Annotated in this window: 15 protein-coding genes; 11 read left to right on the forward strand and 4 right to left on the reverse strand. The window is 55.4% G+C overall.

What is annotated here, in order from left to right; all coding sequences use genetic code 11:
- On the reverse strand, positions 1 to 344 hold a 344-nt coding region (locus QZ517_RS17635; protein ID WP_294229508.1), incomplete at its 3' end, for a DNA-3-methyladenine glycosylase I.
- Between the two features lie 214 nt (positions 345 to 558).
- Here QZ517_RS17635 and QZ517_RS17640 point away from each other — a divergent pair.
- The 5 genes from QZ517_RS17640 to QZ517_RS17660 all read left to right on the forward strand — a co-directional run bounded on the left by QZ517_RS17640 (position 559) and on the right by QZ517_RS17660 (position 6072).
- The gene (locus QZ517_RS17640; protein ID WP_294229511.1) at positions 559 to 1368 is read left to right on the forward strand and encodes a hypothetical protein; all 810 of its coding nucleotides are present in this window, start codon (positions 559 to 561) and stop codon (positions 1366 to 1368) included.
- A gap of 634 nt (positions 1369 to 2002) precedes the next feature.
- Positions 2003 to 2635, forward strand: coding sequence for an ATP-dependent Clp protease proteolytic subunit (locus tag QZ517_RS17645; protein ID WP_294229514.1), 633 nt, complete (start codon positions 2003 to 2005; stop codon positions 2633 to 2635).
- 133 nt (positions 2636 to 2768) lie between these two features.
- Positions 2769 to 4034: an ATP-dependent Clp protease ATP-binding subunit ClpX gene (gene clpX / locus QZ517_RS17650; protein ID WP_294229517.1), complete on the forward strand. Its 1266-nt coding sequence runs from the start codon at positions 2769 to 2771 to the stop codon at positions 4032 to 4034.
- A gap of 330 nt (positions 4035 to 4364) precedes the next feature.
- Entirely contained in the window at positions 4365 to 5123 is a 759-nt protein-coding gene (locus QZ517_RS17655) for a hypothetical protein (RefSeq protein ID WP_294229520.1), read from the forward strand.
- Between the two features lie 568 nt (positions 5124 to 5691).
- The gene (locus tag QZ517_RS17660; RefSeq protein WP_294229551.1) at positions 5692 to 6072 is read left to right on the forward strand and encodes a GNAT family N-acetyltransferase; all 381 of its coding nucleotides are present in this window, start codon (positions 5692 to 5694) and stop codon (positions 6070 to 6072) included.
- Between the two features lie 222 nt (positions 6073 to 6294).
- Here QZ517_RS17660 and QZ517_RS17665 read toward each other — a convergent pair whose 3' ends face one another.
- Positions 6295 to 6627 (reverse strand): ArsC/Spx/MgsR family protein, encoded by a 333-nt coding sequence (locus tag QZ517_RS17665; protein ID WP_294229523.1) that lies wholly within the window; start codon positions 6625 to 6627, stop codon positions 6295 to 6297.
- 352 nt (positions 6628 to 6979) lie between these two features.
- Between QZ517_RS17665 and QZ517_RS17670 the strand changes: the two genes are divergently transcribed.
- From QZ517_RS17670 to QZ517_RS17695, 6 genes are all read left to right on the forward strand, one after another.
- Complete coding sequence (locus QZ517_RS17670; RefSeq protein ID WP_294229526.1) at positions 6980 to 8533, forward strand: arylsulfatase; 1554 nt, start codon at positions 6980 to 6982, stop codon at positions 8531 to 8533.
- Between the two features lie 130 nt (positions 8534 to 8663).
- Positions 8664 to 9047: a RidA family protein gene (locus QZ517_RS17675; protein WP_294229529.1), complete on the forward strand. Its 384-nt coding sequence runs from the start codon at positions 8664 to 8666 to the stop codon at positions 9045 to 9047.
- Between the two features lie 10 nt (positions 9048 to 9057).
- The gene (locus QZ517_RS17680) at positions 9058 to 9954 is read left to right on the forward strand and encodes a DMT family transporter (RefSeq protein ID WP_294229532.1); all 897 of its coding nucleotides are present in this window, start codon (positions 9058 to 9060) and stop codon (positions 9952 to 9954) included.
- A gap of 85 nt (positions 9955 to 10039) precedes the next feature.
- Positions 10040 to 10429 (forward strand): NADH:ubiquinone oxidoreductase subunit NDUFA12, encoded by a 390-nt coding sequence (locus tag QZ517_RS17685; protein ID WP_294229536.1) that lies wholly within the window; start codon positions 10040 to 10042, stop codon positions 10427 to 10429.
- A 5-nt stretch (positions 10430 to 10434) separates the two neighbouring features.
- Positions 10435 to 10884, forward strand: coding sequence for an outer membrane lipid asymmetry maintenance protein MlaD (gene mlaD / locus QZ517_RS17690; protein WP_294229538.1), 450 nt, complete (start codon positions 10435 to 10437; stop codon positions 10882 to 10884).
- The gene (locus tag QZ517_RS17695) at positions 10877 to 11374 is read left to right on the forward strand and encodes a DUF2155 domain-containing protein (RefSeq protein WP_294229542.1); all 498 of its coding nucleotides are present in this window, start codon (positions 10877 to 10879) and stop codon (positions 11372 to 11374) included. Before mlaD ends, QZ517_RS17695 begins: the two co-directional genes overlap by 8 nt.
- On the opposite strand, the gene aat is transcribed toward QZ517_RS17695, so the two are convergent.
- Together aat and QZ517_RS17705 are read right to left on the reverse strand one after the other, a co-directional pair.
- Positions 11329 to 11955 carry a leucyl/phenylalanyl-tRNA--protein transferase gene (gene aat, locus QZ517_RS17700; protein ID WP_294229545.1) on the reverse strand — a complete coding sequence of 209 codons (627 nt, stop codon included), beginning with the start codon at positions 11953 to 11955 and terminating at the stop codon, positions 11329 to 11331. The genes QZ517_RS17695 and aat overlap by 46 nt on opposite strands.
- Positions 11956 to 11974: 19 nt before the next feature.
- Positions 11975 to 13099 (reverse strand): acetyl-CoA carboxylase biotin carboxylase subunit (locus tag QZ517_RS17705; RefSeq protein WP_294229548.1); only part of this gene is annotated, 1125 nt, incomplete at its 5' end.

Raw genomic sequence — 13099 nt, forward strand, 5'->3', positions numbered from 1 at the left:
GATTGGATGAAGTGGGCGTTTTCCAGAACGGTGCGGATTTTGGGACCGTTGCGCACAATGGCGGTGTTGGACATCAGGCTGTCCATGTCCTCGTCATGCATAAAGGCGCAGCGGTCGACGTCAAAGCCGTGAAACGCCTCTTCAAAGCCGTCCCATTTGGTTTCGATGACCTTCCAGTTGAAGCCTGCCTGAAACACGCCTTTGGTGAATTGCGCAAGCCAGCGGTCTTCGGGGATTTGCGCAAGGTCTGCGGCGGATTTGGGTTTGGTGAGCAAAGCTTCGAGCGCGTCGGCACCGCCTTTGCGCTCGGCGGAGATGGCGAAGAGGTCGTCGAAGCTGCGCATGGTGGTGGGTCCTTTGGGGCTTGGAAATGGCGTGGGATATATTGTTGCGATTTCTGCTCGGAAGGCCAGAGCTTGCCACGTGCATTCTCTCTCACCGGCTGATCAGTTTTGCGCAAGGTAGCGAGCCGAGCCTCTTCGCACGATCTCGAGGTGGAAACCGAAGCGCTCGCTCTGAGGGCTTGTGGGTGGGTCTTCAACGACTTACATCACACGCATGACACAACTTTTGCGAGAAAAAGATGTTGAGCGGCTGCTGCGGGGTATATCGACCAATCATGTGGAAACCGTGCGCAGCGCCTGGCGCGCGCTGCTTCGGGAACCGGATGTCGCGGTGCCGCTTGTTGAAGCCAAACTGGCCTCAAAGGCATGGCAGCGCAGACCTATTGGGCCGAGTTCCAAGTACCTAGGGATTCTTCTTACTTTGTTGCATGAGTTGGATGACGCGGCCTTTAGGTCTGCGATAACACGGCTTCGGTCCGCGCCACTGCATGCATACAACAGGCACACCGTCGATTTGATCGCCAAACGCTATGGAGACCAGGTTTTTGGGGAACTGGCTGGAGGCGTGCCGGTATATATTTCGGACGAGGTGGCACAGCCGGAATTGGTGTTCCGCTATCTGAAGTGCTGGAGCAAGATGCCTGATCTCGCGATCTCAACCGTCACGCGCATCGATGTCGTCGCTTTGAAAGACGAGATGGATTATCTAGGACAATACCTTCTGTACTATGATAGCATTGTGCTTGCCTGGCCCAATAAAAATCCGCGCAGGCTTCACAGATGGTTGGCGACCATGAGGGCGGAAATGACGTTTTATCATGAAGTTGGGCATCATTTTCATCAGCACACTGAGGGCGGCCAAATCAAAGAGCAGGAAAGAGAAGCCAATCAGTATTCAGGGCTCATGTTCCGAAAAGCGCATCCCGTATTCGTTCCCATGGTGCGCGTTTTGTTTGCGCCGGTGTTTTGGGGCATGAAAATCCGCAAGAGGATCAAACGAGGGGGCTATGCTACAGAGGCCTAGAGTGCAGCTGTGATTTTGCACGTCTTAAACATATTGGGAGTGTTGCAGGAGTGACGGGCCAGCGAAACTTTTGACTGCGCACGAACCGAGGGGCAGGAAGCGAAGCGCCCGCCCCGTGGGGGCGGTTCGGGCGCTGCCGATGCCTTGCATCGGTATTGAAGCAAACGACTGGCGTTGCCCGGTCAAGGGTATCTCGCTGTTACCAACTTAGAATTTCTTAACGCCAGAACGCATACCACCACACCTATAAGTTCGAAAGGCACGATGAACCAAAGCTTCACAGCCACGTACGGTTCACAAATCAGCGATTTCCAAGATCCAAATTGTTGAAAGACTTCTGTGAAGCATTGGGCTTTCTCACCCAACTCAGGCGCCGAAAAAATCACGACGAGACCAAAGAGCACCTGAATAAGTCTGGCGATTAACATGCTCTCCCAGTCCCCTGCCTTTCACGGCTTTAGTCTTAGCGTTACTTGAAGAAGAAACAAGCATTCTTACTCCCCCAAGCCCCCCATCTTTACCTCCCCTTAACTCAAAAAACCTTAGGTGGCCTTGCAGCCCCTCAAACCCATGACTAAGACTCTCTTGGTAGGGTCCGACGGGCGGGCCGCAGAGCGATCAACAGGCAGGCGATATGAACGACCCTTTTGAAACCTATATGAATACCCTTGTGCCCATGGTTGTCGAACAGACCAGCCGGGGCGAACGCGCGTATGACATTTTCTCGCGCCTGCTCAAAGAGCGCATCATTTTCCTCAACGGTCCGGTGCATGACGGCATGTCCTCCCTGATCGTGGCGCAGCTTCTGCACCTTGAGGCGGAAAACCCGTCCAAAGAGATCAGCATGTACATCAACAGCCCTGGTGGTGTGGTGACCTCCGGTCTGTCGATCTATGACACCATGCAGTACATCAAGCCAAAGGTGAGCACGCTGGTGATTGGTCAGGCGGCCTCTATGGGCTCGTTGTTGTTGACTGCCGGTGAAGCGGGTATGCGCTTCTCCCTGCCGAATTCCCGCGTGATGGTGCACCAGCCGTCTGGTGGCTATCAGGGTCAGGCAACGGACATCATGATCCACGCCGAAGAGACGCTGAAGCTGAAGCGGCGCCTCAATGAGATTTACGTCAAGCACACTGGCCGCACCTATGAAGAGGTGGAGCAGGGGCTTGAGCGCGACAACTTTATGTCCGCGGAAGACGCCAAAGAGTGGGGTTTGATCGACGAGATAGTCGAAAACCGCGCCAAAGGTGACGACGAAGTAAGCTAACTATTGGGTGCCCGGTGGCGCAAACACGCCACCGGGCACTTTCGCATTGTGCCCACTTTGACGCTGGCCTAAGCTGGCTGAAACGTGGGTAGCCCTCTTCAAATGGGGCAAGATTTGGCCTGAAAGGTACGACATGTCGAACACGTCCGGTGGTGACAGCAAGAACACGCTTTACTGCAGCTTCTGCGGAAAAAGCCAGCACGAGGTGCGCAAGCTGATTGCGGGCCCAACGGTATTTATCTGTGATGAATGCGTTGAGTTGTGCATGGACATCATCCGCGAAGAGACCAAAGCCAGCGGGCTGAAGTCTTCTGAGGGCGTGCCAACACCACGTGAGATTTGTGACGTGCTGGACGACTATGTGATTGGTCAGGCCACGGCGAAGCGCGTGTTGTCTGTGGCGGTGCACAACCACTACAAACGTCTGAACCATGCGGCCAAAACCGGCGATATTGAGCTGGCGAAATCCAACATCCTGCTGATTGGTCCCACCGGTTGCGGTAAGACCCTGCTGGCGCAAACATTGGCGCGGATTTTGGATGTGCCGTTCACAATGGCGGATGCCACCACCCTGACCGAGGCTGGTTATGTGGGCGAGGATGTGGAGAACATCATCCTCAAGCTGCTGCAGGCGTCTGAATACAATGTGGAGCGCGCGCAGCGTGGCATCGTCTATATCGACGAAGTGGATAAGATCACCCGCAAGTCTGAAAATCCGTCGATCACCCGTGATGTTTCCGGCGAAGGTGTACAGCAGGCGCTGCTGAAACTGATGGAAGGCACTGTGGCCTCCGTGCCGCCGCAAGGTGGCCGGAAACATCCGCAGCAGGAATTCCTGCAGGTCGACACCACCAACATCCTGTTTGTCTGTGGCGGTGCGTTTGCCGGTCTGGACAAAATCATTGCCGCACGTGGCAAAGGCTCTGCCATGGGCTTTGGCGCGGATGTGCGTGACAATGATGAGCGTGGCGTTGGTGAGATCTTCCAGGACCTGGAGCCGGAAGATCTGTTGAAATTTGGTCTGATCCCGGAATTTGTCGGCCGTCTGCCGGTTTTGGCAACGCTGGAAGATCTGGACGCAGATGCGTTGGTGATCATTCTGACACAGCCGAAAAACGCGCTGGTGAAGCAGTATCAGCGTCTGTTTGAGTTGGAAGACACGCAACTGACGTTCACCGATGATGCGCTGAACGCAATTGCCAAACGTGCTATCGAACGCAAAACCGGTGCACGGGGCCTGCGCTCCATTCTGGAAGAGATCCTGCTCAACACCATGTTTGAGCTGCCGGGTCAGGATAGCGTGACCGAAGTGGTTGTGAACGAAGAAGCAGCCACCGGTGCTGCGGCGCCGTTGATGATCCACGGCGAAAGCGAGAAAGAGCCTGCTGAGGCTGGCTGAGGTCTGGCGATAGGCTGAGAGAGATTAGGAAGGCGTCCCGATGGGGCGCCTTTTGCTTTTGTACGGCTTTCGATCAAAGGGCGAGAGATCACTTTGATGCTCAACCTCGAGCAGATACGCTGTGGCCGAGGCGGAAGCTGTTATAGTCGAGCATCACTCCAACGGCCGTTTCGGACCTGGTTTCACTCAGAAATTGATGTGTAAAATGAGTGACTTAGGTTCATCCTGGGGCGACCTGGAGGGATTGAACCCAATCCGTGAGAATGTGGATTGATTTGTCGGACAATTATGTCAGGCTGCCGGGCAGGCAAAAATTCTTCAGGAACAAATATGACCCAAAAATATTTCCGGCTGGACACCTTATCCAAATCCGTCCCGCTGTTCACTGGCCGCATTTGGCGCGCACCGGTGCTCTTGCTGATGGGGCTGTCACTTTCCGGCTGTACTGCGGCAGTTATCGGATCCGGAATGGCTGACCCTTTTTATGACGCCATCGACAAACAGGCGGACAAGCAGGTCCAGGAGCAATATCGTCAGAAATATCCTGGTGTCGACGTCACCGATGATTACGCCTTGGGACGGGCTATGTTTGAAGAAGCCAAACGTGAAAACCCAGAGCAGTTGGGCGATATGCAGTTTCCAAGCCGCTCGGTTTGGGAGGCAAATTACGCCAAAGTCTCCGGCGGAACAGCCGCCGCAACGGCGACCGCGAGCGGCGCGGCAACCACAACGAAAGCCGCCACAACGGCTCCTGGGGTCTCGTCCAACCAGCGCGCTCAGGATCAGGCCATGTTGAAGAAAAGCAGCACGCCTTGGGCGGTGGTCACAAAAAGCTGGCCTTATGACGCGCTGAATTTTTCTTCTGTGGCGCCTTATGCGTGTGGGGTCAGCCGGCTCCAGTATTCGGTCAATGGTGGGCCAATGAAGACTCAGGGGTTCACCCCATGTTCGGCCGGTGCATCAGCACCAAACCCCCCGTATATTACATTCCCACAAGGCTCGATTGAGACCGTGAAAATCACAATGACGCTTGCTGACGGATCCCAAACGACCCGAAGTTACCAGCGTGACGAAATTTTTCAACGTTGAGAGGGGCGACCGGCTATGTTGGCGTGACTTTGCAGGGATTTCCGGATGCGCAGGGGCCCTGTGATGTGGGGAAACCGCCGGGCAATGCTGCCATCAGTGATGATCATCGGCGACGTCGAGAAAAAGCCTGCTGCGGCAGGGCGATTTCTCGCGATAGGCTAAGGGGTATTAGGAAGGCGTCCCAGTGGGGCGCCTTTTTTTGTGGGGGAGTAAAGTCAGCAGTTTGAACAAAGAAGGTGAACTCGACGTCTTTTGGAAAGTCCCCTTTTCTTGAAGCTCCGTTGTGGCCCAAGTCGTGCAGGTCTAGCAAAGTTGCCTATGAGTTCGCGGAATGTCATCCTGCTGGGTAAAGTTACAAGCGATGAGTAGATAAGCCATGAGCAAATCTGAAATACGCCGCGCTGAACGGTCCGACGCTGCCTTCCTTGCACCTTTGGTTGACAGAGCGACCGAGGGAATGGCTTTGCATCTGTGGCGTACGTTAGCGGAACCCGGCCAAAGCGCGGAAAGTTTTGGGCTCGAACGTATCTAAAGCGAGGATGCTGGAATATCTTACACTAACACCTGGATCGCTGAGATTGATGGCCGCTCACTAGGCTGTTTGATTGCCTATCAAAAGCCGGAAAACCCACAAGAATTGACAAGTGACGTTTCTCCGCTTTTTGAGCCACTGATGTTGCTTGAACGCGAAGCCTATGGCACCGGTTATGTGTTTGTTTTATCGACAGTTGCTGAGGCCAGAGGGGAAGGGATTGGATCCTCTTTGTTGACCTTTGCAGAGAGATGTCGGGGAACGCGCGGAATGAGTTTGATTGTAGCGGACAACAATACTGGCGCGCGAAAATTGTATGAGCGCCATGGCTATAAGGTTTCTGCAAGGCGACCAATTGTCAAAAATGGATGGGAAAGTGACGGCGAGAACTGGCTACTCATGATCAAAGCACCCTAAAGTACCGCAATGTCCGCCTCTCGATGGCGAGTTTTCAACAACTAGTCATCGGTTTCGATCAGGGTCAATCGAGACGGAAAATGCCATTCAAATATTGCGAAGCGTTCGACACTCTTGGCTCAGAACCGACATTTGTCGCAAATTTCTTCGGTTGGACGCTGGAGCCAGCGCCAACGCACAAGAAACGAAGGGCGTAGACGTGACGCGCCGGCATCACCATGCCTATTGTGCGGGCAGCACTGCTTTCTGCACCGACTCGTCCCACCCAAGATAGTAAGCACCATCATGTTGGATCACAGGGCGTGCCATCAGCTTTGGTTTGGCCGCGAGTTGATCCTCGGCTTCGGAGTGTTTCAACCAGTCGCTCAATCCCCGCCAGTCGTTTGTTGTGCGGTCCACCAAACGATCTCCAAATTCTGCGATCAACACTGCTAGCTCGGCTTCGCTGAGCGGGTCGGCGCGGACGTCTCTGAATTTGCATTCTACACCGGAATCCTCCAGCGCTTTGAGGGCTTTTTTGCAGGTTGAACACGTGCTTAGTCCATAGACCAACATAGCGGAGTCTCCTTTGGTTCCAGCTTGGCAATCTCCTACAGAAAGCTCAACCACACAAGAGAGCCAGTTCTGGAAAGCACCCAAATCTGGACGATCCACGGCGTCGGCGAAAAGGAGCCTGCTGAGGCGGGGTGATTTTGTCGCCAAGTCTGAGAGAGATTGGGAAGGCGTCCTGGTGGGGCGCCTTTTGTTGGGGTGTTGCTCTCGGCTTTATCGTTTTTGCCGGCAGGGCGCTGTTGTGCCGGTTCTGTATCGAAGGGGCACTCACACAGCAATCAGTTGTTGGATGGCCATTTGGGGGTAGAGTGGAGGGGCGAGCCTGCGACGCGGGCGCAAAAAAGGATGAATTTTTATGATAAATTTAGAAAAGCTTCCAAAATTTAAGTTCCGAACAGTCGTCCCAACATTGGCTCTGCTGTTTGCGACCAGTGTGTCTGCGCAAGACAAGCCGCTGAATTTCTTGATGATTTGGGGGGATGACATTGGGTACTGGAATGTCAGCGCCTACAATCAAGGCATGATGGGCTATGAGACGCCAAATATCGATTCAATCGCGAAGGACGGTATGATTTTCACCCATGCCTATGGCGAACAGTCCTGTACCGCCGGGCGTGCGGCCTTTGTCACGGGGCAAAGCGGGTTTCGTACCGGGTTGCTGAAGGTTGGGCTACCGGGGGCTGAAGAAGGCATGCGGCCTGAGGATCCGACCATTGCGGAATACATGAAGTCCAAGGGTTACATGACCGGGCAATACGGTAAGAACCACCTGGGTGATCGTGATGAGCACCTGCCCACAAATCACGGATTTGACGAGTTTTTTGGCAATTTGTACCATTTGAATGCCGAAGAAGAGCCGGAGAATGTGGATTATCCAAAAGGTGCCGAATTTCGCGAAAAATTTGGCCCCCGTGGCGTCATCAAGTCTTCTGCCGATGGCACAGTTGAAGATACAGGTCCGCTGACAAGAAAGCGGATGGAAACCATCGACGAAGAAATCACAGCCGGGGCGCTTGATTTCATGGAGCGGGCAAATGAGCAGGAAAAGCCGTTTTTCCTGTGGTGGAATGCGACGCGTATGCATGTGTTCACCCATCTGAAAAATGAAAGCCAAGGTGTGACGGGGCTCGGGGTGTATCCGGACGGTATGGTCGAGCATGATGGCCATGTCGGGCTGTTGCTTGCCAAGCTCGAGGAGATGGGAATCGATGACAACACCGTCGTTATGTACACTACCGACAATGGGGCCGAGAAATTCACTTGGCCTGATGGTGGCACTGCGCCTTTTCGGGGCGAAAAGAACGACAACTGGGAGGGCGGCTACCGCGTTCCATTGATTGTCAAATGGCCCGGCGTGATTGAGCCGGGCACGCGGTCCAGCGATATTATCAGCCATATGGACTGGTTCCCGACCATTGCCTCAGCCCTTGGCGACACAGACCTGAAAGAAAAATTGTTGGAAGGTCCGCAGTTTGGCGAGGACAACACCAAAGTGCATCTGGACGGTTATGACTTTCTGCCGCGCTGGAAAGGCGAGGCTGACGAAGGTCCGCGCCGCGAGTTTTTCTACTTCTCTGACACCGGGGATTTGGTGAACTTACGCTATAATCGGTGGAAAATTGTTTTTGCCGAACAACGCGCACATGGCATGGATGTCTGGGAAAACCCCTTCACCTTCCTGCGTTTGCCGAAGATTTTTGATCTCTACTCAGATCCGTTTGAAATTGCGGATCACGAGTCGATTAATTACGGCACATGGCGGTTTGAGCGGTTGTTCCTTCTTGTCCCAGCGCAAGCCTTTGTGGGGGCTTTCCTAGAGACCTTCATCGAGTATCCACCGCGTCAAAAGCCCGGTAGTTTTTCACTTGATGTGGTTCTGGAAAGCCTGCAGAGGAATCAAGGCGGCTGATCGGATCCAACGGCTCTTGTGAAGCAGTTTGGGCACCCCAAAAGCGGGGTGCCTTTTTGTGGTTCTCACCCATTGACACTCTAGCTTTGCCAGAAGATGTCTTAGCCACCCCATTTTTAGGAGCCTTTCCATGTCTGTACGCCACATTTCCACAGGATCGCCGTTTGAGGAAAAAATCGGGTATTCCCGCGCAGTTGTGGCGGATGGTTGGGTCTTTGTGGCTGGCACCACGGGCTATGATTATGTGACCATGACCATGCCAGACGATGTGGCTGATCAGTGCCGCAATACACTCACCACCATTGGCAAGGCGCTGGAAGAGGCGGGCAGTTCGCTCGATGATGTGGTGCGGGTGAATTACATTTTGCCCAATGGCGCGGATTTTGAAAAATGCTGGCCGGTGACCAGTGAGGTCTTTGCCAAGGCCAAGCCTGCCGCGACGATGATCATTGCCAACCTGATGGAAGAGGTGATGAAGATCGAGATCGAAGTGACCGCACGGGTCTCCAAGTAAGGCGTTTTCTATGACAGCCCATATTGCCACCGACCGCGCCGCCAATCGGCTGGGCGCGCTGTTCATGGTTGTCGCCATGGCGGGGTTTGCCGTGGAAGACGCATTCCTGAAGGCGGCCGCCCAAAGCCTGCCAATTGCGCAGGTGATGGTGCTGTTTGGCGCTGGGGGGGCGATGGTCTTTGCGCTGTGGCTGCGGGCAAAATCGCAGCCATTGGCGCCCAAAGAGGTGGTTTCGCGCCCGATGCAGGTGCGGGTGGTGTTTGAGATTGTTGGCCGATTGTTTTTCACGCTGTCGCTTGCGCTGACCCCGCTGAGTTCGACCACTGTGATCTTGCAGGCCACGCCTTTGGTGGTGGTGGCCTTTGCGGCGCTGGTGCTGGGCGAGCAGGTGGGCTGGCGGCGTTGGTTGGCGATTGTGATTGGGTTGATTGGCGTGGTGCTGATTGTGCGACCGGGGGGCGAGAGCTTTAGCTGGCTGTCGATGCTGGCCGTGCTTGGCATGTTGGGCTTTGCGGGACGGGATTTGGCAAGCCGGGCGGCACCGGCAAGCCTGAGCACTGCGGTGCTGGGGCTCTATGGGTTTCTGGCAATTGTGGTTGCTGGGGCGCTTTATGGGGTGCTCTGGGAGCAGGTGCCGTTTCACACACCGCCGCCCAAGGCATTTTTGAGCGTGATCGCGGCAGTGGCCTGTGGCGTGTTTGCCTATAGCGCTTTGATGCGGGCGATGCGCATCGGTGAAGTGTCGGCGGTGACGCCGTTCCGCTACAGCCGGTTGCTGTTTGGCGTGGCGCTTGGGGTGGTGGTGTTTGGCGAACATCTGGACAGTTGGATGGTGATTGGCAGCGCGTTGATTGTGCTCTCTGGCCTCGTGATCATGGTGCGTGGGCGGGCCGCCGCCAAAGGCTGATTGTATTCACGCTATGTGCGCCGTTCCGCCACTGGACCTTTGCGGCCAAATAGTCCATATGGGGGAAGAATTTGCGGAGACTCCCATGGGCATTTTGAGCACAATCAACAATGTTTTGACCTGGTGGAACGGCGGCACGCTGAACACCAAGCTGTTTACGGCGCGCAAAGGCGTGAAAATGGGCGAAGACGAGCAAGGCAACGTCTATTACCGCACCGCCAATGATTCCAAACGTTGGGTGATGTTCAACGGCGAGGTCGAGGCCAGCCGCGTGAGTGCCGATTGGCATGGTTGGTTGCACCGGACGTTTGACGAGGTGCCAAGCGAGAAGCCGCTGAAGCACAAAGAGTGGGAAATCCCGCATCAGGAAAACGTGACCGGCAGTGCGCTGGCCTACGCCCCTGCGGGCACCATCCGCGCACATGGTAAAGCACCGGTGGAGCGGTCCGACTATGAGGCCTGGAGCCCCGAGTAAGCCTGATGTCTGCCGTTCGTACAGAAACTTTTGTTGGGGCTGCCGTTGTCGCTGCGGCTGCTGGCTTCCTGCTTTATAGCGCCCAGTTTGCCAGTGTTGGGCAGGGTGGCAGCGGCTATGGTCTGAACGCATCTTTCCGCTCAATTGAGGGTGTGAGCGTTGGCACGGATGTGCGGCTGGCCGGTGTGAAAATTGGCACTGTGACCGACATCCAGCTTGATCCTCAGACATTCCGGGCACAGACCACATTCAGCGTGCTGGACGGCATTGCGCTGCCGGATGACAGTGCGGTGGTGGTGTCTTCCGAGGGTCTGCTGGGTGGGAATTTTGTCGAGATTCTGCCAGGCGGCTCGCCGTTTAATTTTGAAGCTGGCGATGAAATCGAGGACACACAAAGCTCTGTGAGCCTGATTTCGCTGCTTCTGAAATTTGTGAGCGGAGGCGATGATGAATAAGCTGATGACCCTGACTGCGGCGCTGATGTTGCCGGTGGTGGCGCAGGCGCAAGACATTCAGATCGAGATGTTGGAGATCGAGCCGCTCAAATATGAGACACTTCACATTCCGCTGGGTGATGTAAAAAGCGAGAGTGTGGTGGCGGCCACTGTGGGCAAGGGTGCTCAGCTGCGCGGGCTGGACAAGCTGACCGGGCAGGTGGCGGACTTTGAGCTCGACAACGGGTATTCGGTGAAGTTTGGCACGCTGCGTGTGGATATGGCCCAGTGCCGTCACCCAAGCGAAAACCCCAACGGCGACGCCTATGCGTTTATCTCGGTCTATGAAGATCAGGGCGAGGGCGCAAATGTGTTTCAGGGCTGGATGGTGGCGTCTTCGCCGGCGTTGAGCGCGCTGGATCATGCGCGTTATGACGTTTGGGTGCTGCGCTGTACTGGTTTGGCTCAAGTGGATGCAGAGAGCAGCTCTGAGGGCGACGGCAACGAGTGAGCCGTGATGTCGGCGTCATGCCGCAACGCCCATGTCAGCATCTTGTGATAATCTGCCCGTGGAACTTCGATTGCCCCTAGTGAGATGAGGTGATCGGTCACGAACTGCGTGTCAAACAGCGTGAAGCCACATCGGCGCAGGTGCTCGATCAGATAGGCAAGCGCGATTTTTGATGCATCGGTTTTCCGTGAAAACATGCTCTCGCCAAAGAAGGCCCCACCTAGGGTCACGCCATAGACACCGCCAATGAGCGTGTCCTGATCCCAAACCTCCAGAGAGTGTGCCTCTCCACGCTGGTGCAGTGCCATGTAGAGCGTATGGATTTGGTCGTTGATCCAGGTCTCTTCACGGTCCGCACAGCCGTTTACCACACCTTCAAAATCCGCGTTAAGGGACACAGTATAGCGGCCACGCCGGATGCGTTTGGCAAGACTGCGGGAGATGTGGAAGCTGTCGAGGGGAAAGATGCCGCGGCGGATCGGGTCCACCCAGAAAATGTCCGGGTCATCGCGGTTCTCAGACATGGGGAAGACTCCCATGCCGTAGGCGCGCATCAAGAGGTCGGGTGTGACCTCACTCATGATGCGCGCCCATAGGGTATCAGCCTTCGGCCATATTGGCGTCGAGCCATTTCTCCAACCAGTGAATATTATACTCACCGGTGTGGATGTCTTTTTCCTGAAGCAGGGCGTGGAACAGCGGTGTAGTGGTGTCGATACCATCCACAATCAACTCTCCCAAGGCACGCTCCAGACGGGCCAGTGCTTCGGCGCGGTCGCGGCCGTGCACAATGAGCTTGCCAATCAGGCTGTCGTAGTAGGGCGGGATGGAATAGCCCTGATACAGCGCTGAATCGATACGTACCCCAAGACCACCAGGCGCATGATACGCCGTGATCTTACCTGGGCATGGGGTAAAGTTCGGCAGACGCTCAGCGTTGATGCGCACCTCAATGGAGTGGCCATTGATTTCCAGATCATCCTGTCCAAAGGTCATGGATTCGCCAGCGGCCACAAGGATCTGCTCGCGCACCAGATCGACACCAAAGATGGCCTCGGTTACTGGGTGTTCCACCTGAAGACGGGTGTTCATTTCGATGAAAAAGAACTCGCCGTTCTCATAAAGAAACTCGATGGTGCCGGCGCCAATGTAGTCGATCTTGGCAACCGCATCCGCACAGATTTTACCAATTTGGGCGCGTTCTTCCGGGGTGATGGAGGGGCCAGGAGCCTCCTCAAACACCTTCTGGTGACGGCGCTGCAAGGAGCAATCCCGCTCACCAAGGTGGACCGCTTTGCCTTTGCCATCGCCAAAGACCTGAATCTCGATGTGGCGCGGTGTGGTGAGGTACTTCTCGATGTAAACTTCGTCATTGCCGAAGTTGGATTTGCCCTCGGCCCGCGCGGTCATAAAGGCGCTTTCCATGTCGGCCTCGGTGGCCGCCACTTTCATGCCGCGCCCGCCGCCACCTGCGGTGGCTTTGATGATGACCGGGTAGCCCATCTCTGCGCCCAGCTTTTTGGCTGCCGCCAGATCAGGTACGCCGCCTTCAGATCCAGGCACGCAAGGCACGCCCAGTTTGATCATCGTGTCTTTGGCGGTGATCTTATCGCCCATCGTGCGGATGTGTTCCGCAGTGGGGCCAATAAAGGTCAGGCCGTGGTCTTCGATGATCTGCACAAAGTTGGCGTTTTCTGACAGGAAGCCGTAGCCCGGGTGGATCGC

The sequence above is a fragment of the uncultured Shimia sp. genome, assembly GCF_913054185.1.
In the GTDB taxonomy this organism is placed as follows: Bacteria; Pseudomonadota; Alphaproteobacteria; order Rhodobacterales; family Rhodobacteraceae; genus Shimia.

Bases quoted from the DNA above. Each gene is read 5' to 3' on its own strand.
- QZ517_RS17640 (WP_294229511.1), top strand. From the start codon at position 559: ATGACACAACTTTTGCGAGAAAAAGATGTTGAGCGGCTGCTGCGGGGT.
- QZ517_RS17645 (WP_294229514.1), top strand. From the start codon at position 2,003: ATGAACGACCCTTTTGAAACCTATATGAATACCCTTGTGCCCATGGTT.
- clpX (WP_294229517.1), top strand. From the start codon at position 2,769: ATGTCGAACACGTCCGGTGGTGACAGCAAGAACACGCTTTACTGCAGC.
- QZ517_RS17655 (WP_294229520.1), top strand. From the start codon at position 4,365: ATGACCCAAAAATATTTCCGGCTGGACACCTTATCCAAATCCGTCCCG.
- QZ517_RS17665 (WP_294229523.1), bottom strand. From the start codon at position 6,627: ATGTTGGTCTATGGACTAAGCACGTGTTCAACCTGCAAAAAAGCCCTC.
- QZ517_RS17670 (WP_294229526.1), top strand. From the start codon at position 6,980: ATGATAAATTTAGAAAAGCTTCCAAAATTTAAGTTCCGAACAGTCGTC.
- QZ517_RS17675 (WP_294229529.1), top strand. From the start codon at position 8,664: ATGTCTGTACGCCACATTTCCACAGGATCGCCGTTTGAGGAAAAAATC.
- QZ517_RS17680 (WP_294229532.1), top strand. From the start codon at position 9,058: ATGACAGCCCATATTGCCACCGACCGCGCCGCCAATCGGCTGGGCGCG.
- QZ517_RS17685 (WP_294229536.1), top strand. From the start codon at position 10,040: ATGGGCATTTTGAGCACAATCAACAATGTTTTGACCTGGTGGAACGGC.
- mlaD (WP_294229538.1), top strand. From the start codon at position 10,435: ATGTCTGCCGTTCGTACAGAAACTTTTGTTGGGGCTGCCGTTGTCGCT.
- QZ517_RS17695 (WP_294229542.1), top strand. From the start codon at position 10,877: ATGAATAAGCTGATGACCCTGACTGCGGCGCTGATGTTGCCGGTGGTG.
- aat (WP_294229545.1), bottom strand. From the start codon at position 11,955: ATGAGTGAGGTCACACCCGACCTCTTGATGCGCGCCTACGGCATGGGA.